This window comes from Pseudomonas sp. KCJK8993, from assembly GCF_046230915.1.
GTDB classification, from domain to species: domain Bacteria; phylum Pseudomonadota; class Gammaproteobacteria; order Pseudomonadales; family Pseudomonadaceae; genus Aquipseudomonas; species Aquipseudomonas piscis.
This window is the reverse complement of the sequence record NZ_JBJJLO010000006.1, coordinates 64,397-85,921: the sequence shown is the minus strand read 5'-3', so window position 1 is coordinate 85,921 and position 21,525 is coordinate 64,397. Positions and strand designations below refer to the sequence as shown.

The following is a 21,525-nucleotide window of genomic DNA, read 5'->3' as shown; positions in this document are numbered from 1 at the left end:
TTACTGACGATAGGACTTGAGGAAGTTGCCGATCCGGCCAATGGCCTGTTCCAGGTCGTCGACCCGGGGCAGGGTCACTACCCGGAAGTGGTCCGGCCATGGCCAGTTGAAGGCAGTACCTTGCACGACCAGGAGCTTCTCGGAGAGCAGCAGATCGAGGACGAACTTCTCGTCGTTGTGGATCGGGCAGATCTTCGGGTCGATCCGCGGGAAGGCATACAACGCGCCCATGGGCTTGACGCAGCTTACGCCGGGGATGTCGTTGAGCAGTTCCCAGGTGCGGTTGCGCTGCTCCAGCAGGCGGCCAGGCGGCAGGACCAGGTCGTTGATGCTCTGGTAGCCGCCCAGGGCGGTCTGGATCGCATGCTGGCTGGGCACGTTGGCGCACAGGCGCATGTTGGCCAGCATGTCGATGCCCTCGATGTAGCTCTGGGCATGCTGCTTGGGACCGGAAATGGCCACCCAGCCGGAGCGGAAGCCGGCCACGCGGTAGGACTTGGACAGGCCGTTGAAGGTCAGGCACAGCAGGTCCGGGGCCAGGGAGGCGGTGCAGATATGCACGGCGTCATCGTAGAGGATCTTGTCGTAGATCTCGTCGGAGAACACCACCAGGTTGTGCTGGCGCGCCAGTTCCAGCATGCCCAGCAGCACTTCCCTGGGGTACACGGCGCCGGTGGGGTTGTTCGGGTTGATGATCACCAGGGCCTTGGTGTTCGGGGTGATCTTGGCCTTGATGTCGGCCAGGTCGGGCCACCAGTTGGCCTGTTCATCGCACAGGTAGTGCACCGGGTTGCCACCGGCCAGGCTGACCGCGGCGGTCCACAGTGGGTAGTCGGGGGCCGGGACCAGCACTTCGTCGCCATTGTTGAGCAGGGCCTGCATGGCCATCACGATCAGCTCGGACACGCCGTTGCCCAGGTAGATATCCTCGATGCCGATGCCTTCCACCTGCTTCTGCTGGTAGTACTGCATCACTGCCTTGCGCGCACTGAACAGGCCCTTGGAGTCGCTGTAGCCCTGGGCGGTCGGCAGGTTGCGGATCACATCCTGGAGAATCTCGTCCGGCGCCTCGAAGCCAAAGGGCGCCGGGTTGCCGATGTTCAGCTTGAGGATGCGGTGGCCTTCCTCTTCCAGGCGTTTGGCGTGCTTGAGCACTGGGCCGCGAATGTCATAACAGACGTTGGCGAGCTTGTTCGATTTGCTGACCTGCATGGCGATGTGTTCCCGAAAATGAACGATCCAGGCGGAGGATGAACTACCGTACTGGGAATCCTGCCGTCCTACACCAGGCTGTAGCCCGCACCGGCTGCGGCAAAATCCGTTTGAATGGGTGTAGCGCGGCTGCCAGACTGGCGTCTGACGAGGCGCAATCATACGTGCCGCCCGATCCGTGGAAAAGATACAGATCGGGCTTTTTCCGCAGCAGAGGAAGGACCATGGAAAAGCTGGAAAAGACCCTGGAAGAATGGCGGGCGATGCTCGATCCGGAGCAATACAACGTCTGCCGGCTCAAGGGCACCGAACGCCCGTTCTCGGGCAAGTACAACGGCACCAAGACCGATGGGGTGTACCACTGCGTCTGCTGTGGCGAGCCGCTGTTCGACTCCAGGGCCAAGTTCGATTCCGGTTGCGGTTGGCCGAGCTTCTACGAGCCCATCGCCGACAGCGCGATGATCGAGATCCGTGACCTGAGCCACGGCATGATCCGCACCGAAGTGGTCTGCGCCAAGTGCGATGCGCACCTGGGTCATGTATTTCCCGATGGCCCGCCGCCCACCGGCCTGCGCTACTGCATCAACTCCGTGTGCCTGGACCTGGTGGCCCGCTAGGCGCAAGGACGGACCGATCGGCCAAGGAAATGGCAGGAGCGAGGCTTGCCCGCGATGGACTTCAGAGCGCTGCGTTTATCCAGTCGATACGCGCTAGCGTTGACGACCATCGCGAGCGAGCTTCGCTCCCATGGAGGATCACCTCGCTTGACTGACGGGCATCAGGCTCCATGGAGCCGATTTTTTTCATTATTTAAATTGCATGCAATCTAATTGAGCACTACCTTTATCCGTTCCCAACCTTCAATGGAGTTGCTGCCATGACCGATGCGTTGCTGACTATTCCCTGCACCACCATCAAGGGTGAGCAGAAGACCCTGGCGGATTTCGCCGGCAAGGCCGTGTTGGTGGTCAACACCGCCAGCAAATGCGGCTTCACCCCTCAGTACAAGGGGCTTGAGCAGTTGTGGCAGTCCTACAAGGATCGGGGCCTGGTGGTACTGGGCTTTCCGTGCAACCAGTTCGGCCAGCAGGAGCCGGGCAACGAGGGGGCGATCTCGGCGTTCTGCGAGCTCAACTACGGCGTCAGCTTCCCGCTGTTCCAGAAGATCGAGGTCAATGGCGCCGGTGCCCATCCGCTGTTCGTCCAGTTGAAGAAGCGCGCCACCGGACTCCTGGGCTCCCAGGGCATCAAGTGGAATTTCACCAAGTTCCTGATCGGCCGGGACGGCAAGCTGGTCAAGCGTTTCGCCCCGACCACCAAACCCCAGGACCTGGCCGGCGAGATCGAAGCCCTGCTCAAATGAACCATCTGCCCGAGGCTTCGCTGCAACTGGACAGCCAGCTGTGTTTCAAGCTGTATGCCGCTTCGCGAGCGGTGGTGCGTGGCTACAAGCCGATGCTCGACCAGCTCGGCCTGACCTACCCGCAGTACTTGGTGATGCTGGTGTTGTGGGAGTGGCATGCACAGCCTCCGCCCCTGCCGACGGTCAAGGCCCTGGGCGAGCGCCTGGCCCTGGATTCCGGTACGTTGACGCCGCTGCTCAAGCGCCTGGAACAGTTGCAACTGGTGCAACGCCGACGTTCCGGGCGCGATGAGCGCGAGGTGCACCTGAGCCTGAGCGATACCGGCCTGGTCTTGCGCGAGCAGGTCGCGCCGCTCAAGGCGGCGCTGTTGTGCGAAAGCGGCATCGATCTGGACAGCCTGGGCTCGTTGCGCGAACAGCTCGACCGCCTGTTGCAGCAGCTCAGAGCTTGCTCGTAGTCGGTACCCACAGGTCCAGCAGGGCGATCAGTTCTTCGCGCCTGAAGGGCTTGGCCAGGTAGTCGCTCATGCCGGCGGCCCGGCAGCGCTCGCGCTCCTCGGGCATGGCGTTGGCGGTCAGGGCGATGATCGGCAGGTCCGGCCAGCGCCCGCTGCGGCGAATCTGCCGGCTGGCCTCGTAGCCATCCATGACCGGCATGTTGCAGTCCATCAGGATCAGGTCGAAATCGCTGTGCTCCAACTGATTGAGGGCCTCGGCCCCGTGCACGGCCACGGTCACCGCGCAGCCGAGCTTGCTCAGCATGCCCTTGGCCACCAGTTGGTTCACTGGATTGTCCTCCACCAGCAGAATGTTCGCCCGGCGTATCTGCACCGGCATCTCCAGCTGCGCATCGTTGAGAGTGACCGTTTCGGCCTGCAATGAACGACGCAGGGTCTGGTACAGCGCGTTGCGCGCCAGCGGCCGCGCTTGTTGCTGCAACGGAGCCAGGGCGCTGGCCTCCTCGCTGGGCAGGAAGCTGCCGTAGGCGGTCACTAGCAGGATCGGGGCGCTGATGGCCGGGCGCAGGCCGAACAGGCACTCCGGACAGTCGGTGATCAACAGGTCAGGATTGAGTCCGGCCAGGGAATCCTCGATGTCGCAACGCTGGTAGGTCAGGCCCCAGGCCGGCAACAGGCTCGACAGCAATTCGGACAGGCCGCTGCCGCTATCGGTGATGGCGATGATCTTGCCCGATAACCGCGGCGGCACTGCAGCCGGGGTGTGGCTGGGCAGAGGCAGGTCGGCGCAGAACTGGCTGCCGAAACCTACTTCGGAACTGATGCTCAGGCGGCCGTTCATGGCCTCGCACAGGTTGTAGGTCAGGGCCAGGCCCAGCCCCGTGCCGCCGTACTGGCGGGTGATCCCCGCGCCGGCCTGGGTATAGGGCTGGAAGATCTTCGCCTGGGCTTCCTGGGCGATGCCGATGCCGGTGTCGCAGATTTCGATGCGCACGCCGTCGGCCAGGGTGCTCAGGCGCACATCGACCCGGCCGAAGCGGGTGAACTTGAGGGCGTTGGACAACAGGTTGCTGACGATCTGCCGTACTCGCGTCGGGTCTCCCAGCACCAGCGCCGGAAAGTCCGGGGCGACCAGGCAGGTCAGCTCGACGCTGGCGGCGGCGTTCTGCGACAGCAGGTTGGCGGTGTCTTCCACCAGCACCCCGAGATCGAAGGGGATGCGTTCGAGCTCCAGTTGCCCGGCGTCGAACTTGGACATGTCGAGGATGTCGTTGAGCAGTTCCACCAGCACCTTGCCGGAGTCGTGGGCGATGGACAGCTGCTGACGCTGCTCGGGGTTCAGCGGACTGTCCAGGGACAGGGCGATCATGCCCAGCAGGCCGTTGAGCGGCGTACGGATTTCATGGCTCATGTTGGCCAGGAAGGCCGAGCGGGCCTGGGCCATGTCCAGGGCGGTCCGCCGGGCGGCTTCCAGCTCCTCGTTGGATTGGCTGAGTCTGGCGTTGCTGGCCTTGAGTTCGGTGGTGCGCGCCGAAACGATGTTCTCCAGTTGCCCGAGGTATTCGGTCAGGCGGTTCTCGGCATTGCGTCGCTGCTGGATCTCGGTGGCCATCACCTCGAACTGCTGGTTGGCCACCTTGACCAGGACTCCGACTTCGTCGTTCTCGTGGCCATGGGGAAAGTCCAGCTTGGCCTGCTGCGAACCCCGGGGGTCGCGGCTGCTGAGTTCGCGGATGACCCCCACCAGGGGCTTGGTCAGCATCACGTAGAACAGCCCGAGCAGGATTCCGGTGAGGATCAGGCTGCGGACGAAGCCGTTGAGCAGGGTGACTTCGGCGCGACGCAGGAAGCGGCTGCCGAAGGTATAAGTGTCGACGTCCAGGTGCAGGGTGCCCAGGGACTCCTCCGGCAGGTGGCTGAGGTAGAGGCGATCCTCGAATTGCCGGTCGGCGCCGAACAGGAAGTCGCTGATGGCCCGATAGCGGCTCTGCAACGGCGGACGCTCGACGTTGGCCAGCAGGGTATTGTTGTTGTCGATCAATTGCGCGCGAATGATCGCCGGGGAGCGCAACAGGCCCAGGGTGAGTTCCTGGGCCAGCTCGGCGTCGATGTTGTAGGCGATGCGTGAGGCCGGGTTGTGGCTGATTTCCAGCAGCGAGTGGATTTCACGATTGATGGAGGCGTCTTCGCTGGCATAATCGATACCGATTTGCACCAGACTGAGCGCGGTCCCCAGAATGAAACCCACCACCACGGTGAGCCGGGCCTGTTTATAGGACAGGCGGTTGGTGAACTTGATATCCATGGGGAGTTGAACCACTTTCGTTTCCCTTCGCTGCGCAAGCATAGCTGATCATCTTGGGTTGCCGGCTTGGCCTGGCAGCAGCTGACAGGGCCTTTGGACCCGTTGATCAGGACTGCGTTTCATCTGTGTGCCGCATCATTACCTTGAACGTGCCTGAGGAAAAGTCGTGGATGCTCGATTGAATGCATTTCTTGAACGCGCCGATGCGGTCCTGGCCCGGATCGAACCGCTGCTCCCCACCCCGCGCCAAGCCATCGATTGGAGCCAGTGCCTGGCTGCGCGCTGGCAACGTGAAGGTCGTACCGGCTTCCTGCTGCCCCTGGACGTCAGCCTGGACATGCGCCTGAGCGACCTGATCGGGGTCGACAAGCAGCGCGAGCAGCTGGCCCGCAACACCCAGCAGTTCCTCGACGGCTTGCCGGCCAACCACGCCTTGCTCTGGGGGTCGCGCGGCACCGGCAAATCCTCCCTGGTCCGGGCCCTGCTGGCCGAGCATGCCAAGGGCGGCCTGCGCCTGATCGAGATCGAGCGCGATCACCTGGCCGACCTGCCACGGGTGGTGGAGCAACTGGTCAAGTTGCCCCAGCGTTTCGTGCTGTTCTGCGACGACCTGTCCTTCGAGTCCGGCGAGGGCGACTACCGGGTACTCAAGAGCGTGCTCGACGGCTCCCTGGAGCAGGCTCCGGAGAACGTACTGTTGTACGCCACCTCCAACCGCCGCCACCTGGTGCCGGAGAAGGAAAGCGACAACGAGAACTGGAAGCGCGTCGATGGTGAGCTGCACCCCAGCGAAGCGGTGGAAGACAAGATCGCCCTGTCGGACCGCTTCGGCCTGTGGCTGTCGTTCTATCCCTTCACCCAGGAACACTTCCTCAACGTGGTGGAACACTGGATCGGCGAGCTGGCCCGCAAGGCCGGCCTGAAGTGGCAGCGCGACGAAGCGCTGGACATCCTGGCGGTGCGCTGGGCTACCGGGCGCGGCAACCGCAACGGTCGCTGCGCCTATCAGTTCGCCCGCTATTGGGTGGGCCTGCAACTGCTGGAGCAAAAGGCATGATCGATCTGAAAAACGCCGGACAGGGCCTGGACGGTTATGGGTTGCTGTGTGCCCAGCTCGAATCGCTGCTGGCCGATGAGCGCGACTTCATCGCCAACGCGGCGCAGTTCTCGGCCTTCCTGTTCAGCCAGCTCGACGACCTGAACTGGGCCGGGTTCTACCTCGCCCGTGGCGAGGAACTGGTGCTCGGCCCGTTCCAGGGGCAGATCGCCTGCGTGCGCATTCCTTTCGGCCGGGGTGTCTGCGGCACTGCTGCGGCGACCTTGCAGACCCAGCGCGTAGAGGACGTGCACGCCTTTGCCGGGCATATCGCCTGCGACAGCGCCTCCAACAGCGAATTGGTGGTGCCGCTGGTCAAGGATGGCCGGTTGATCGGCGTACTGGACCTGGACAGCCCGAGCCTGGCGCGCTTCGGCGTCGAGGACCAGGCGGGGATCGAGCGCCTGGCGCAGATCTTCCTGAACGCCAGCGACTGCTGAGTCCTCAGTCGTCCAACCCGGCCTTGCCCAGCAAGGCCGCCTGGTCCACCGCGTCGATCTGCTGCGGCGCCAGGAAACGCTCGGCGTACTGCTGATAGATCTTCTGGCGGATGAACAGCCTGAACAGTTGCGGGTCGATGTGGGCATCGCGGCACATCATGGCCATGATGTTCAGTGCCTCGCTCAAGGTCTTGCCTTTCTTGTACGGACGATCCGCCGCGGTCAGGGCCTCGAAGATATCGGCGATGGCCATCATCCGCGCCGGCAGGCTCATCTGCTCGCGCTTGAGTTGGCGCGGGTAGCCGCTGCCATCCATTTTCTCGTGGTGACCCCCGGCGATCTCCGCGACACCCTGCAAGTGGCTGGGGAAGGGCAGGTGTTCGAGCATGATGATGGTCTGCACTATGTGGTGGTTGATCACGTAGCGCTCTTCGGCTGTCAGGGTGCCTCGGGGAACGCTCAGGTTGTACAGCTCGCCATGGTTGTATTTGTGCAGCGGTACCTGGAGCTTGAATCCCCAGGGGTTGTCGGCGGCGAACAGCTCCGAGCTGTCGCGCTCCAGCAGGTGGTCGGGCCTGTCGGCCAGCAATGGCTCCATGACTGGCAGGCTGGGCGCCGGTGAGCGCTCCAGGCGCTGGCCCTCGGCCCACGAGACCCCCAGGCGATTGTCCAGGGTGCGGCTCCAGGTGCGTTGGGCGATGCGTTGCAAGCGCTGCTGGTCGGCCTCGGCCATGAACTCCGCCCCCAGGTTGCAGCGGGCGACGAAGGCGAACTCCTCATCCAGCTCCTGTAGCCGGGCGTCGCGCTCGCGGGCCTGGAGTGCTTCCTCGTCCCCTTGGGCCAGGGCCTTCCAGTAGTCGATCCAGGCATCGCGCTTGAGTACTTCGAAACGAGTGCGGATTTCATGGATCCGGTCGTTCAGGGTTTCCAGCTTGGTGGCCTTGTCCACCACGTATTCGGGGGTGGTGACCTTGCCGCAGTCGTGCAGCCAGGAGGCTACATGCAGCGCTTCCCATTCATCCTCGCTGGGTCGGTAGTCGGCGAATGCCGGCTCCTGGCTGGCCGCGGCGGCCTCGGCCAGCATCAGGGTCAACGCGGGCACGCGCTGGCAGTGCCCGCCGGTATAGGGACTCTTGGCGTCGATGGCGCCGGCCAGAAGCTGGATGAACGAGTCCAGCAGCTGCTTCTGCTTGTTCTGCAGGCGCTGGCTTTCGATGCACAGCGCGGCGGTGGCCGATACCGCCTGGATGAAAGCGATGCGATCGGGACTGAGCTTGTCCAGGTCCGCCTCGGTGCCGCTGTCCACCAGGAACAGCAGGAGCATGCCCACGGTCTCGTGGTGACGGTTGCGCAGGCGAATCCCCACCAGGTGGGTGCTGGGGCTATCCAGGGCCAGCAGGATAGGTTGCAGGTTCCCGGCCTGCTCGAAGCCCAGGGTGGTGACCACGTTGTCGTGATCCGCCAGCTGGCGCAGCCAGTCCGGGTTGTGCGCGGCGGCCAGGTCCTGGGTGGCGATATCGAACGACGACAGGTCCTGGGGCTGCCCGTCGATGATCAGGCCGTGGGGCTCCAGGCGCGATCCCTTGCTCTCGCAGAGGTAGATCAGGCCGGCCTGGGCCTGGGCGATCTTCACTGTTTCGAACAGCACCCGTTGCAGCAGTGGGTCGAAGCGGGTTTGTGCGGACAGGCTGGCATTGATCTCGAAGAAACTGGCCAGGGTGCTCTTCATCCGCGTCATGGATACGCTCAACTGATCCACTTCCAGCACCGGTGAGCGGCGTGAGGCCGGGTAATGGAAGTCGAAGCTGCGGATGGCATCGGCTTCCTGCACCAGGGTGCGCAACGGGCGTACCAGGATGCGCGAGATCAGCCAGCCCAGGGGCAGGCACAGGAGCAAGGTGGTGAGGGTGATCAGCGCGCCTTGCCAGCGCAGGCGGTAGGCATCGGCCAGCAGTTCGTCCTCGGGCACCAGCAAGTCCAGTTGCAGGCCGCCGGGGCCGCCCTCGGCGATATGGCTGCTGGCAACTATCCAGTCGCGATCCAGGGCCTGCAGGCGACCGTCCTCGGTCCGCCCTTGCAGCAGGGCATCGAGCACCGGGCTCAGGTCGCTGCCCTTGATCAGGCGCGCGGAGCGCTGTTCCAGCAGCAGCTTTTGGCTGTCGGGATAGGCCACGACGTTGCCCAGGTCGTCCAGCAGGGCCACTTCGGTGGTGGGCGTGACTCGATGCTTGGCCAGGGTCGAGGACAGTTGTTCCAGGGTCAGGTCGGCGGCGATCACGGCCATCTTGCCGCTGCTGCGGGCCAGGGTGGTGCCGACATTCAACGTGGAATAGAACACATAGGGGCGGGTGGTGATCTGGTCGGTATCGCCCCGGGCATTGACGAACCAGTCCCGGGTTCGTGGATCGTAGCGTTCGTCGGGATGCTCCAGGCGCTCGAGCAGCACCAGGTTCGCGTCATAGAACAACGATTGCGACTTGACCTGGCCGGTGCTGGCATCGCGTTCGATGCTCCATACCTCGTAGGCGCCGTTGGCCGGCGCCTGGCGCTTGTGCTGGATCTGGGCGTCGCGCAGTGGGCGCACCATGAAAAAGTCGCCATTGGCATAACCCAGGTACAGCGAGGCCAGGTCGGGGTTGTCCAGCAGGGACTGGCTGAATGGCCGGAGCAGTTCCAGCCGCTGCTCCAGCCTGGGGGCCTGGGTCGCCGACCTGGTCGCCAGCAGGCTGAGTACATGACGAATGGGTTCGTAGGTGGATCTCAGGTCGCTGCGTACATCCTGCTCAATGCGCTGGAACAGCTTTTCGCTACTGCCCAGGATGATCCGGGTGGTGGCGTGGTAGTTGTAGATGCCCAGTATCACCCCGGTCATGAGCAGCAACAGGGTGAACATCACACTGATATGAATATGCAGAGGGAAGCGGCGTTGTGCGGGCAAGGGGGTGCTCGGCATTCCAGTTCTCTCCAAAGGCACATCGGGCTTGGCTCAGGATCCAGCATAGTTAAGGCGGGCATTCCTGCCTCGACTGGCCCGGAGTTCGCCGACCTCGACCGCTCCCGGGTAGGGACTGCGTGGACGGTGGGTGCGGCGAAGAAAATAATGGCTTTGTGATATCAATCTGGCAATAAGGGATTGCAAGGGGCAGGCTTCGACCGACCACGATAGTGAAGTGAAGTGAAGTGAAGTGAAGTGAAGTGAAGTGCAGGGCTGGCGGCTGTCAGGCGGCAGGCTGGCGCAGGGATTCGATGTGCTGGTGCAGCGTCTGGCTGAATCGCACCAGGGCCAAGTCGAGGTCGCGCACCCGGGTGTCGAGCGTGTCGATCCCGCTGTCATCCTGGCAGGCCTGCTCCAGGGCCTCGCAGCAGCGGTACAGGGCATTGGCCCCGGCCATCAACGCCGAGCCCTTGACCTTGTGGGCCAGGGCCCGCAGTTCGTCCTGGTTACCGACGGCGATCTGTCCCAGCATCCGCCGATCGTCGTGGCAGCATTGCAGCAGTTCCCTGAGCATGCGTAAGGCGAACGAGGTCTCGCCACGGGTGAGGGCTTGCAGGGCGGTCATATTGAAGCAAGCGGCCCTGGGCAATGGGGCGATCATTGCCAGTTTTCGGCCCAGCAGGTTGATGCCCAGGGGTTTGAACAGGCAATCGTCCATGCCGGCTTCCAGGCATTGTCGGACCGTCTCCTGCTCGTGGCTGGCGCTGTAGCCGATCACGTTGATGGCCGGGCGTTGCGTCCGCGCCTCGTCGCGGCGTATGGCGGTGGTCAGCTGGTAGCCGTTCATCCCAGGCATGTTGCAGTCGACGATCAGCAGGTCGAAGTCCCCGGCCTGCCATAGCCTGTAGGCCTGTGCGCCATCCTCGGCGCAGGTGACCCGGTGTCCCAGGTACTCCAGTTGCCCCTGCAGCAGTACCAGGCTGGCCGGATGATCGTCCGCCAGCAGGATATCCAGCGGTGGGCTGGCGGTCTGGCGTGCCGGTTCCTCTATCGTTGGGGCGGGCGTCTCGCGGCCGGCCAGGGTCAAGCCAACCCGCGCCTCGGTGCCGGGGCCACTGCGCCCGTGCAGGGTCAGGCTGCCGCCCATCTGTTGGCACAGGTGGTGGCTGATGGGCAAGCCCAGCCCGGTGCTATCGCGAGCCGACTGGCCGGCCGTGGTGGATTGGGCGAAGGGTTGCAGCAGCACGCGCTGACGTTGTTCCTCGGCGATGCCGAGCCCGGTATCCAGCACTCGCAGGCATAGCCGGAACTGATCCGGCCGGGTGTCGGCTTGCAAGTGCAGCCTGACCCGGACTTCACCCTGGTGGGTAAACTTGATCGCATTGCTCAGCAGGTTGCTCAGCACCTGCCTGAAACGCAGGGCATCGATCAATACCTGGGGTTCGGGTTCCGGGGCGTTGAACTCCAGGTACAGGCCCAGGTGCTTGCGCCGCGCCAGGACCTGGAACATCTCCATCACCGGGTCGACGCAGTCCCGCAGGTGGACCCAGTCCGGGTTGAGTGACATCTGTCCGGATTCGATCCGGGTGGCGTCCAACAGATCTGCCAGCAGCTCCCGTAGATCCCTGGCGGCGCCCAGCGCCAGCTCCAGGGAGGAGCGATTTGGGTCCAGTGGCTGGCTCCGGCGCAGTACCAGTTCCAGAAGGCCGACCAAGGCATTGAGCGGCGTCCGGATCTCATGACCGATATTGCCCAGGAACCGGCTTTTTTCGCGGCTGGCGGTTTCGGCCTGCTGCTTGCCGGCTTCCAGGTCCGCAGCGGCCTGGAGTGCCGCCTGCAGCGAACGTTGGCTGCGGCGCAACTGCCGGTATAGCCAGACCAGGCTCAGTCCCGCCACCAGGAGCAGGCCCCAGGGGATGGGTCGTTGCAGCACGAGTTCGATCATCGCCATGTTCTGCGAGGTCGCCAGGGTGGCATGGACAGGCTGTTCATATCAGTGCGTGGCGCTTGGCCAGGTCCACCAGGGTGTTCATGGACGTGGTCGCCAGTTTCTGCATGATGCGCTTCTTGTAGGTGCTGACGGTCTTGTTGCTGAGGAACATGCCCACGGCGATCTGCTGGTTGGTCTGGCCCATGGCGAACAGTTGCATGACCATCAGCTCCCGGTCGTTCAACGAATTGAACTGGGCCAGTTCCAGGGTCTGGCCCAGCGCCACCTGGTTGGCCAATAGCGCCTGGCTGGGGAAGTAGTTGTAGCCGTTGCAGATGGCCCTCATGGCACTGAGCAGTTCGCTCAGATCCTGCTGCTTGCAGACGAAACCACTGGCGCCGGCGCGCATGCAGCGATTGGCGAACAGCGTTGCCGACTGGGCGGTCAGGACCAGGGTCCGGAGGGGCTTGGGCATGCTGCTGAAACGTTCCAGGAGTTCCAGGCCATCGAGCTTGGGAATGCAGATGTCGAGGATGATCAGGTCCGGCTCGGACTCGCGGACCATCTGCAGGGCATCGACGCCATTGTCGGTCTCACCGATGACCACATACCCCTCGTGCTCCAGGAGAAAACGGATAGCCAGGCGTATGACGGGATGATCGTCGATGATGAGTACCGAGCGCATACAGGCCTCCTGTCGATGAATGGAAAACCCGAACAGTAGCCCAGCTGTCTTGGAGGCGGCGTGGTGAAAAAGACCGTGGAGCCAATTCGAGAACGGTCCTACAGCGAATAAGGGGAGGTATTACAGGCAGGTGGTAATCAGAGGAAGAGCTTGTCGGGGAAGGGAGCGGCAAAGGCCGCCCCCCTGAGGGGGCGGCCGATGCTTCAAGGGGCTTTCTGGTCGATGCCGGCCTGCAGCAGTTGGCGGTCACTGTGGCCGCCGACACGCAGTGGGCCCAGGTTGAACACCTGGTCCTTCTGGGTGGCGTCATCCTGCTTGCGGGTCAGTTCGTTGCCACTGCCCAGGGCCAGGTTGACCGGCGACTTGGACAGGTTGACCCCGGCGTCGACCCGGTAGTCCGAGCCGGCCAGGGCGGTGCTGGTGACTCGCGAACCGCCGAGGTCGACACGTCCATCGCTGGCGCCAATGCGGGCCCCGGTCAGCCTGGTTTCACCGCTCACCGACAGATTGACACCCTGCCGGCCACTGATGCCCGAGGCCTGCTGCACGCTGTCCTTGGCCTGGTGACTGAGGTTCAGGTTCAAGGTCGGGGTGTAGGAGGTGTTGCCGCTCTTGTCGCCGAACAGCACGTTTTCCGTGGTGTTGGCCACGCTGGCACCCGTGCTGGTCTTCTCGTTGACCGAGTAGCTGTCGCTGGTCCTGGGCCAGAAGCGCTCCTTCAGGCTGGAGAAGCGATTGCCCAGTGCGTCGGCCTTGTCGGCGAGATAGCCCTTGGCCTTGTCCACGCCGTTGCCGATGGCGCCGCGAGGCTCGGGGTTGACGTCGTAGCTGGCGCTGCGGCTGAGCTTTTCGCCCAGGCGTTCCTTGGCATTGCCGGCCTGGCTGACCAGGCTGTCCTTGGCCGAGCCGAGCTTGTCCACGCCCTTGTCGACGGCGTTCTCGAGTTTTTCCCGGTGCTTGCCGAAGCTCTTCTCGGCCTTGGCTTGCAGGTCGTCCTTGAGCGGACCGGCGGGCTTGGCCAGCTTGCTCACCAGGCCAGGCTGGTTCTTCTCCGCGTCGAGCTTGGCGTCGAGGTTGACCTGGGTGGAGCGCACCTGGTCGTGGCGGCTTTCGATGCTCAGGTCTCCACCGATCGCCCCGTCGACCCGCTGGGCGTCGATGTGGGCGCCGGCCAGGTGCACGTTGCCGGCACTGGCGAGCACAACCTGGTCGGCCTTGATCAGGCTGTCATGCTGGGTGCTGTTCTGCCGCCGGTCGACGTCGATCTTGGCCCGGGCGTTGATCCCGTGGGCGTTCTTCGCCGGGCCCTGCTCGGCGTCGGTCGGGATGGTCTGGCTCAGGTTGGCCCCGGCGCCCAGGGTCAGGCCCCAGTTGTTGTGGACCTGGGTGGCTTGTGCCGACTCCTGGTAGATACCGCCCTGGGCGGCATCGAGTACCACCTTGCCGGCGTCGATCCGGGTGCCTTGCAGGTGGATCGCAGAATCGCCGCTAGCACCGCTGGCGAGCGTTACCTGGCCCTGGCTGTAGACCTGGCCGCCACGCTGGTCCTGGTCCTGCTCGGAGACCCGGCCGATGTTGAAGTTGGCGCTCAGGTTGGCGTTCTTGCCGCTGCTCTGTTCGCTGCTGGACTTGCCACCACCGGCGGTGAAGCCACCGCCCAGGTTGCTGCCCTGGCTGGCGTGGGTGTCGGTGGCGGCTTGCAGGTCGAGCTTGCCGCCGGCATTGAGGCTGACATCCCCGGTGGGGCGCGCGGCGTTGCCGATCTTGGTGCCCTGCAGGGTCAGGTTGCCGCCACTTTCCAGCTGCAACTTGCCCTGGCCCTGGATGCTGGCGACTTGCGCCTGGCTGTCCTGTTGGTCCAGGCGCTTGTGGTCCAGCTGGACCCCGGCGCCGACGTTGAGGTTGGTGCCGCTGCTGCCGGGCAGGGTGCCCAGGCTCAGCGAGGCATCGCCACGCAGGCTGGAGTGGCTGCTGTCCTGCTTGTCGTTGGCCTGGTTCAACGCCAGCTCGCCGCCGGCCTTGATCTTCACGTCGCCCTGGCCGCCATTGAACTGGCTGCCTTCGAAACGGCCGTCGCCGGCGACTTTGATCTCCACGCCCTGGCTGCCGGCATAGCTGCCCACCTGGGCCTTCTCGGTGCTGCGGGTGACGGTGCTGCTGCCGCCGGCACCACTGCCACGGATGTTCAGGTCTTCACCGGTGTTGGTGTAGACCCGTACGCCGACCTTGGCGTCCACCGCCTGCTCGCTGCTGCTGTGGGTGTCCTTGGCGGCGCTGGCCACCAGGCTGCCGGCATCGATTTTCAGCGCGCCGTCGGTGGCGCGGTACTGGGTGCCCTGGTCCTGCAATTGGCCGTCGGCCTTGACCTGGACCTGGCCACCGCTCAACTGGCTGGCCACCGCAGTGCTGGCGCTGGTGTCGAGTTGGCGGTTCTGGTGGCTGACATCCACGTCCAGCCCGATGTTGGGCTGTTCCAGGGCGTCGAGCACCCCGGGTTGGTGGAACTTGCGCTGGGCCACGCCCTGGACGGCTTTCTCGATGGGCCGGGCCACGCCCTTGTATTCGACGTTGGCGCCGACATCCACCGCCCAGTTGTTTTCCTGGTGATGGCTGCTTTCGCTGTTGCGCGCGGCACGGTTGTCGATCTGCCCGGCACTGACCTGCAGCTTGTCACCGGCCTTGACCTGGGCGCCCTCGGTGCTCAGGCGGTTGCCGGCGCTGATGGTCAGGTTGCCGCTGGCGGCGATGTTGCTGGTTTGCGCGGTGCTCTTGCTGCTGCTGTCCTGGCTGCTGTTATGGGCCACCTCCACGCCGTTGCCGGCCCGGTCCAGGCCGCCGGTGTAGTAGAAGCCGCCGCCGGTGGTGGTGCTGTTGCTGTGCTTGTCTTGCTTGTCGTGCACCGCCAGCAGCTCGACGTTCTTGCCGCTCAGGCTGGCATCGCCGGCGGTGGCCGCCACTTTGCTGCCCTGGATGCTCACGTCCTCGCCCGCGCTGACCGCCAGGCTGGCGCCGCCGAGGCTGGACGCCTGTTGCCGGGTGCTGTCGCTGCTGTCGTTGCGTTGCTGGTCCTGGTAGCGCACGCCGGCCCGGTACTGGCCGCTGCCGGGGGCGGTCTGCTTGGCGTAGGCATCGAAGCCGCGCTGTTGCGAGCTGCTGCTGGTGTGCTGGGTGTCCTCGGCCGCTGTCACCTTGACCGAGCCCTTGGCGCTGGCGTCCAGCTGGCCCTTGGCGCTGACCTGGGAACCACTGACGACCAGGTCCTTGGCGCTTTGCAGCTTGAGGTTGCTGTCCGAGCGCACTTGGCTGCCGACGGTGGTGCTGGCCTTGTCCTGCTGGCGGCTCTCGTCCTTGGCCACGCCGAAGAACTTGCTGTCCTTGCTATGGCTGTTGGCGTGGGAGGTGTCCTGCACGCCGTCGATGGTCAGCGCACCGTTGTCGCTGATAACGCTGGCCTGGGTGCCGCCCCGGGCCTGGCTGCCGCTGATGCGCACGTTGTCGGCTTGCACGATCAGCTTGCCGTCGGCATTGACCTTGCTGCCCTGGTTCTGGGTCTTGCCCTGGTCGCCGTCGGCGTTCTTGCCGAAGAAGCCACCGCCCACCAGGTCGCCGGAGTAGCGTTGTTCGCTACTGCTGCTGTGGCGGCTGGCGCTGTTGATATCCACGTCTTTGGCGGCCAGGCGGATGTCACCCTGGCTGTGCAGCTCGGCTCCCTCCAGGCGCAGCTTCTGCTTGCTCTGGAGTTGCAGCTGGTTGCCGCTCTTGAGCTGGCTGGTGATGCTGCGTTGCTCGCTGCTGGCGGTGTCCCAGGTTTCCTTCCACAGGTGCTTGCGGTGCTGGCCCTGGTCGCGCTGGGTATGGGTCTCAGTGGCAGCCGTGAGCAGCAGGTCGCCATCGCTGTTGGCGGACAGGCGATGGCCGGCCTCGATGCTGCTGGCCTGGATGCGGGTATTGGCGCCGGACTTCAACTCGGCATCCTGTTGCGCCACCACCTTGTTGCCGTGCTGGCGGCTGTCGCTGCCGGTCTCGGTGCGGTCGTAGGTTTCCCAGGTGATGCCGATGGTGCTGTTGTCCCACTGCTGGCGTTTTTCCTGGAGCTTGCGGCTTTCGATGCTGCTCAGGGTCAGGTTGCGCCCGGCGTCGAGCTTGACGTTGCGTCCGCTGACGTCGGTGGCGGCCAGGTCCAGGTCGCGGCCGCCATGCAGGTCGATATCGCCCTGGCTGCGCAGGTCGGCACGGGTGGCGTCCAGGCTGTTGGCCACGGCCTGGCCACGAATGTCCAGGTCGCCGGCGGAGCTCAGCTTGATGCCATCGCGGCCGTCGATCTGTACCGCGCCAACGCGTACCCCGGCGCCTTCGGCGGTGCTGACGATATTGATCCGCCCGGCGCGCATGGCCCCGAACAGGCTGGCGTCGATGCGTTGTTCCTGGGTATGGCCGGCGGGATCGACCCGGGTTACTTGCCCCTTGGCATCGAGCTGGTTGCGGCCCACGGTCAGGTTCAACTGTTTCTGGGCCGCAAGTTCGCCCTGGCTGTCGATGCGTGGAGCGATCAGATCGATCGAGCCGTTTTCATTACGCAGCCCGCCACTGTGGATATCCAGTTGGCCACGGGCGTCCTGGGTAGTGAAACCTTGCAGCTTGCCGCCCTCGAGTTCCGGGCGCCCCACTACCAGGCTGGCATTGGGGGTGTTGAGGAAGCTGCCACCGTTGACCGAGATGCCGTTGGGGTTGGCCAGCACGAAATCGGCGGCGCTGCCGGCGATTTCCTGGATACCGTTGAGTTGCGAGGCATTGCGGCTGACCACTTCGTTGAGGATCACGCTGGCCGCCTGGCCCTGGAACTGCGGGTTGGCCGCCACCTGGCCAACCAACTGCGAGGATGCCTGGGACAAAGCGTTGTTGAGCACGACGCCCTGCTGGCCGACGTTGTAGTCCAGGAACTGGTTATGGGACAGGCCGCCGGAGTTGGGCGCGACGATGTTGACGATGGGCACGCCGCCCTGGTCTTGCAGGATCGGCACGCCCCCCGGGCCCTCGACCACGGTGATGCCGCTGGCCAGGGCCAGGGGCAGGTGGGAGACCAGCAGCAGGCTGGCAATGGTCCAGCGCAAGGTGCCCTGGGGGGAAAGGTGGAACCTAGTGTTGTCAGGCATGAGAACCTCGTTCTAAGTGGTTGAGCCCGGCGCTTTCTTCGGTGCAACGGCGCGTGGTGCCCAGGTTCATCGATTGGTTCAGGCTAATCGGCGGTTGGTCAGATCTGCAGGCTGATGCGGGCCAGCCAGACCTCCGGCTCCGTGCGCAGCCCCTGCGGGGTGCTGAGGTTGCGCTGGTAGTCGAGGTCGAGCTGGAGTTTTTTCCAGGCCAGGTTCAGGCCCACGCTGGCACCGGCCAGGTGCCGGCTCTGGGCGCCGTGGTCGGCCTTGATCCAGCCGTTGTCCAGGCCCAGGCGTGGGGTGAGCTTCACAGGCAGATCGTTGTCCAGGGGCAGGCGCAGGGTGTTGCGCCATACCGCGCCGATGGCGCCGGAAACACTGTTGAGGCGATAACCACGCACCGCCGAGTCGTCGGTGCCCAAGAGCTGCTCGATGGCTGGCAGCGGGTCCGGGCTGTACTGCGCCGCCAACTGGCTCTGCCACTGCCAGCGCTGGCCGCCCAGCTGGCCGTTGCGCCACTGGCTGAGGCCGGCGCGGTACTTGCGGAACTGCGCCTTGGGCAGGTTGCGTTGCACTTGCTGTGAGTCATCGTCGGCGCCGAACCAGGTCAGGCCCTGGGCGTAGCTGGCATCCAGGTTCCATACCGCGCTGTTGAGCCAGAACAGGTTGAGGCCGGCCTCGGCTACGGTCAGGGTCGGGCTCTGGATCATCAGGTGGGCCTTTTGCAGATAGCTGTCCACATCCTTGTAGGCCAGTTGCAGGTTGGCGCTGAGCTGGTGGCTCTGGCCGCGCCACAGCACCCGGTCGGCGCGCGCGCTGAACATGTCGGTACGGCCACTGTTGTACAGGGTGGTGCGGGCCAGCTTGAGCGGCGCACGGTATTCGGCATGGCTGGCAAACAGGCTGTAGGTCCAGTAGCCGTAGGGCACCGAATAGAACAGGCTGGAACTGCGGCTGTAGCGCGGTCCGTGGTTGAGGGTGTCGCTGTAGTTCAGGTTCAGGGCATCGTTGAGCTGCAACGGGCTGTCGAGGTTGAAGTTGATCGACTGCCGGTCGCGACCGGTGCTGGCACTGCCCAGGTTGTCCAGGCCCAGGCCCAGGCCCCAGCGCGCGGCACTGGTGCGCGAACGCAGGATGATCCGCGAGGCGCCGGGCTGGCTGCCGGGGGCGATATCGGCGGTCAGGTCCAGTGACCGCAGGCGGTTGAGCTGGTCCAGGCCCTGTTCCAGGTCGCGCAGGTTCAGGGGCTTGCCGAGCACTCCTGGGAAGGCTCCGCGCAACGACACCGGCAGGCTCTGGTCGGCCAGTTCGATGGCCTCGACGTAGCCTTCCTCCACCAGGATGTCCAGGCTGTGCCCGGCGGCCGGGGCGCTGGTCAGGTACGGGCGGCTGGCGATGTAGCCGGCCTCGACGTACAGGCGGGTGAGGGCGGCCAGCAGCTGGTTGATCTGGTTGACCCCCATGCACGGCGCCACGTACGGCTTGATGGAGTCGTTGAGGCGGGTCTTGCTGAACAGGCTGACGCCGCCGATGCGGGTGCCGCTCAAGGGCCAGCAGCGGCTATCGCTGGCCGGCTGCTGGGGTATTTCCGGTGTCGTCGGGCTGGCGCTGAAGCTGCCGCGCTGCATCTGCCGCTGGCGCTGCTCCAGTTGCAGTTGCTGCAGGTCACGTTGTTGCTGTTGTTGCAGGCGCAAGGCTTCCTGGCCCGGCTCGTCGGCCAGGGCCGGGCCCAGCTGCGCCATGCCGAACAGCAGTCCCAGGCACCACACGCCGGTGCGGGGGAGGAGGGAGCGGACAGTGTGCGATGAATGGGGCACTTGGCATCCTTACTGTAAAAAGACCAAGTGACGAACAACAGAGAAGCCGGTCAGCGGGCTCAACTAGTGACGTCGCTTTTAGTTCTGCCCTATGAACATGTTGCGCCGTCGATCTCTATATCGGGGGCAAATGTCCAAGTGCTCGAGAGTGACAGTTCCTGAGTGAGTACCGGATGAATCAGTGCAGTTTCAGGTATGACAAAAGGGTTGAGTGAGTTGACCTGGAAACGTTACAGCGCAGAGCAGAATTATTTTTATTCGGGGGCGTTCAGCGGGGAAATTTCCTGTTGAAATCGAGACTATCCGAAACCAAAAAACCTATTTGTATCTAAATTGTAAGTGCATAGAAGGCTAACTAAATTTGCGTCATGTCCTTGATAGGCAAGGCTTGTAGCTGAGATGGCAAAATGCCAAGGGTCGGATATTTGGTTGAGTTGGTGAACAAATGTTTAATTCTGTGAGGGTGGCCGGATATCCACTAGCGGACTAATGAGTGCTTCTCGCTAGTTGGGGATTTGACCTGAGTAGTTGCTCTATTTTTTGTCTGGGTTGGTTAAATTAGTTTCACTAAGGGTTTTCCCTAGCTATCTAGTCCTACTGTTCTTGCCCGGTTCATGGGCATGCTTGGCAAGTATCCGGCTGCTGCCGGTGGATAGTGGTCTAGGGGAATCCCCTAGTTGCTGGCGGGGTTGTCGCGAGGCTATCGCGGCCTGTCTTGAAGACCAGGCCGCGGCAGTGCAGGGGGTCATTGCGGGCTGGAGCGTCCGGTCATTTCCCGGGCCATTTCGCTGGCATAGCTGTCGGTCATGCCGGCGATGAAGTCGATGACCCGCAGGAAGGCCTTGTGCAGGGGCCAGCCTGGGTCCGGGGCGTTGTTACCCAGCAGGTCGAGAATGCGCCGGTTCTTGAACGACGGGGTCTTGCCGCCATGTTGTTCCAGCGCGGCGCCGCAGAAGGAATTGAGGAGGATCTCCAGGGTGGTGTAGGCGCCGATCTCGTGCAGGGTCTTGCGCTTGTCCTGGAAGATCTTGCGTCGAGCCACGTCCTTGGCGTTGAGCACGCAGCGCTTGGCGGGGCCGTGCATATGCTCCACCAGGTCGCCGTGCAGGGTGCCGGCCAGCAGGGCGTCCTGCTGCTCGACGAAGGCCCGGGCGGCGGCGTTGGTCAGGTGCTCGATGGCCTTGCCCCGCAGGATCGCCAGGCGCCGTCGGCGCGAGTCTCCCGGGCCCAGCTGGCGGTAGGTTTCCGGCAGGTCGTCGCCCACCAGGCCCAGGAGCAGGGACTCGACCTCGGCGTACTCCAGCAGGTCCATTTCCAGGCCGTCCTCGAGGTCGATCAGCGCGTAGCAGATGTCGTCCGCGGCTTCCATCAGGTACACCAGGGGGTGTCGGGCCCAGCGCTGCTCTTCCAGTTGCGGCAGGCCCAGCTTGTGGGCGATCTGCTCCAGCAATGGCAGCTCGCTCTGGTAGCAGCCGAACTTGTGTTTCTTGTAACCCAGGGAGTCGGCATGGCGCGCGGTCCAGGGGTACTTCAGGTAAGTGCCGAGGGTGGCATAGGTCAAGCGGGTACCACCGTCGAACTGGTGGTACTCCAACTGCGTCAGGACCCGGAAACCCTGGGCATTGCCCTCGAAATTGAGGAAGTCCTGGCGTTCGGCCTCGCTCATCGCGTCCAGCCAGCCACGTCCGGCCGCCTGCTGGAACCAATGGCGGATGGCGTCCTCGCCGGAGTGGCCGAAGGGCGGGTTGCCGATGTCGTGGGCCAGGCAGGCCGATTGCACCACCATGCCCAGGTCGCTGGGGTCGCACCATTCGGGCAGGGCGCCGCGCAGGGTCTCGCCCACCCGCATGCCCAGGGAACGGCCCACGCAGCTGACTTCCAGGGAATGGGTCAGGCGGGTGTGGATATGGTCGTTGCTGGATACCGGGTGGACCTGGGTCTTGCGGCCCAGGCGGCGGAAGGCGCCGGAGAAGATGATGCGGTCGTGGTCTTTGTGGAAAGGGCTACGGCCCAGTTCTTCCGGGCTGTGTACTGGCTTTCCGAGGCGTTCGCGGTTGAGCAGGGTCTGCCAATCCAAGGCGGGGTCTCTCCGAAGAAAACGTGAAGCGCCCAGCTTCCGGGTTCCCGGCCA

Annotated in this window: 13 protein-coding genes; 5 read left to right on the top strand and 8 right to left on the bottom strand. The window is 64.3% G+C overall.

Annotated features, from left to right (window positions below; translation table 11 throughout):
- Window positions 1–1,212 (bottom strand): pyridoxal phosphate-dependent aminotransferase, encoded by a 1,212-nt coding sequence (locus ACK6AU_RS03805; protein ID WP_053133119.1) that lies wholly within the window; start codon window positions 1,210–1,212, stop codon window positions 1–3.
- Between the two features lie 224 nt (window positions 1,213–1,436).
- Here ACK6AU_RS03805 and msrB point away from each other — a divergent pair, with 224 nt between their 5' ends.
- From msrB to ACK6AU_RS03790, 3 genes are all read left to right on the top strand, one after another.
- Entirely contained in the window at window positions 1,437–1,829 is a 393-nt protein-coding gene (gene msrB, locus ACK6AU_RS03800; protein WP_022640040.1) for a peptide-methionine (R)-S-oxide reductase MsrB, read from the top strand.
- Between the two features lie 260 nt (window positions 1,830–2,089).
- Window positions 2,090–2,575 (top strand): glutathione peroxidase, encoded by a 486-nt coding sequence (locus ACK6AU_RS03795; protein WP_409297825.1) that lies wholly within the window; start codon window positions 2,090–2,092, stop codon window positions 2,573–2,575.
- On the top strand, window positions 2,572–3,033 hold the full coding sequence (locus tag ACK6AU_RS03790) for a MarR family winged helix-turn-helix transcriptional regulator (RefSeq protein WP_185701641.1): 462 nt from the start codon (window positions 2,572–2,574) through the stop codon (window positions 3,031–3,033). The genes ACK6AU_RS03795 and ACK6AU_RS03790 overlap by 4 nt, the downstream gene beginning before the upstream one ends.
- Here the strand turns inward: ACK6AU_RS03790 and ACK6AU_RS03785 are convergent.
- On the bottom strand, window positions 3,017–5,338 hold the full coding sequence (locus tag ACK6AU_RS03785) for a response regulator (protein WP_185701642.1): 2,322 nt from the start codon (window positions 5,336–5,338) through the stop codon (window positions 3,017–3,019). The two genes, ACK6AU_RS03790 and ACK6AU_RS03785, sit on opposite strands and share 17 nt — an antisense overlap.
- 166 nt (window positions 5,339–5,504) lie before the next feature.
- Between ACK6AU_RS03785 and ACK6AU_RS03780 the strand changes: the two genes are divergently transcribed.
- Both ACK6AU_RS03780 and ACK6AU_RS03775 read left to right on the top strand, forming a co-directional pair.
- Window positions 5,505–6,395: an ATP-binding protein gene (locus ACK6AU_RS03780; protein WP_185701643.1), complete on the top strand. Its 891-nt coding sequence runs from the start codon at window positions 5,505–5,507 to the stop codon at window positions 6,393–6,395.
- Window positions 6,392–6,874 (top strand): GAF domain-containing protein, encoded by a 483-nt coding sequence (locus ACK6AU_RS03775; protein ID WP_409297822.1) that lies wholly within the window; start codon window positions 6,392–6,394, stop codon window positions 6,872–6,874. Before ACK6AU_RS03780 ends, ACK6AU_RS03775 begins: the two co-directional genes overlap by 4 nt.
- A gap of 4 nt (window positions 6,875–6,878) precedes the next feature.
- Here ACK6AU_RS03775 and ACK6AU_RS03770 read toward each other — a convergent pair whose 3' ends face one another.
- The 6 genes from ACK6AU_RS03770 to ACK6AU_RS03745 all read right to left on the bottom strand — a co-directional run bounded on the left by ACK6AU_RS03770 (window position 6,879) and on the right by ACK6AU_RS03745 (window position 21,471).
- A complete protein-coding gene (locus ACK6AU_RS03770) occupies window positions 6,879–9,827 on the bottom strand; it encodes an HD domain-containing phosphohydrolase (RefSeq protein ID WP_185701645.1) in 2,949 nt (982 codons plus the stop codon).
- Window positions 9,828–10,092: 265 nt separating this feature from the next.
- Window positions 10,093–11,754 (bottom strand): response regulator, encoded by a 1,662-nt coding sequence (locus ACK6AU_RS03765; RefSeq protein ID WP_409297819.1) that lies wholly within the window; start codon window positions 11,752–11,754, stop codon window positions 10,093–10,095.
- Between the two features lie 43 nt (window positions 11,755–11,797).
- Window positions 11,798–12,424 carry a response regulator transcription factor gene (locus ACK6AU_RS03760; RefSeq protein ID WP_185700967.1) on the bottom strand — a complete coding sequence of 209 codons (627 nt, stop codon included), beginning with the start codon at window positions 12,422–12,424 and terminating at the stop codon, window positions 11,798–11,800.
- 203 nt (window positions 12,425–12,627) lie between these two features.
- Window positions 12,628–17,577 carry a hemagglutinin repeat-containing protein gene (locus ACK6AU_RS03755; protein WP_409297817.1) on the bottom strand — a complete coding sequence of 1,650 codons (4,950 nt, stop codon included), beginning with the start codon at window positions 17,575–17,577 and terminating at the stop codon, window positions 12,628–12,630.
- A gap of 98 nt (window positions 17,578–17,675) precedes the next feature.
- Window positions 17,676–19,319 (bottom strand): ShlB/FhaC/HecB family hemolysin secretion/activation protein, encoded by a 1,644-nt coding sequence (locus ACK6AU_RS03750; protein ID WP_409297849.1) that lies wholly within the window; start codon window positions 19,317–19,319, stop codon window positions 17,676–17,678.
- An 820-nt stretch (window positions 19,320–20,139) separates the two neighbouring features.
- Window positions 20,140–21,471, bottom strand: coding sequence for a deoxyguanosinetriphosphate triphosphohydrolase (locus tag ACK6AU_RS03745; protein WP_409297815.1), 1,332 nt, complete (start codon window positions 21,469–21,471; stop codon window positions 20,140–20,142).
- Window positions 21,472–21,525: the final 54 nt, after the last annotated feature.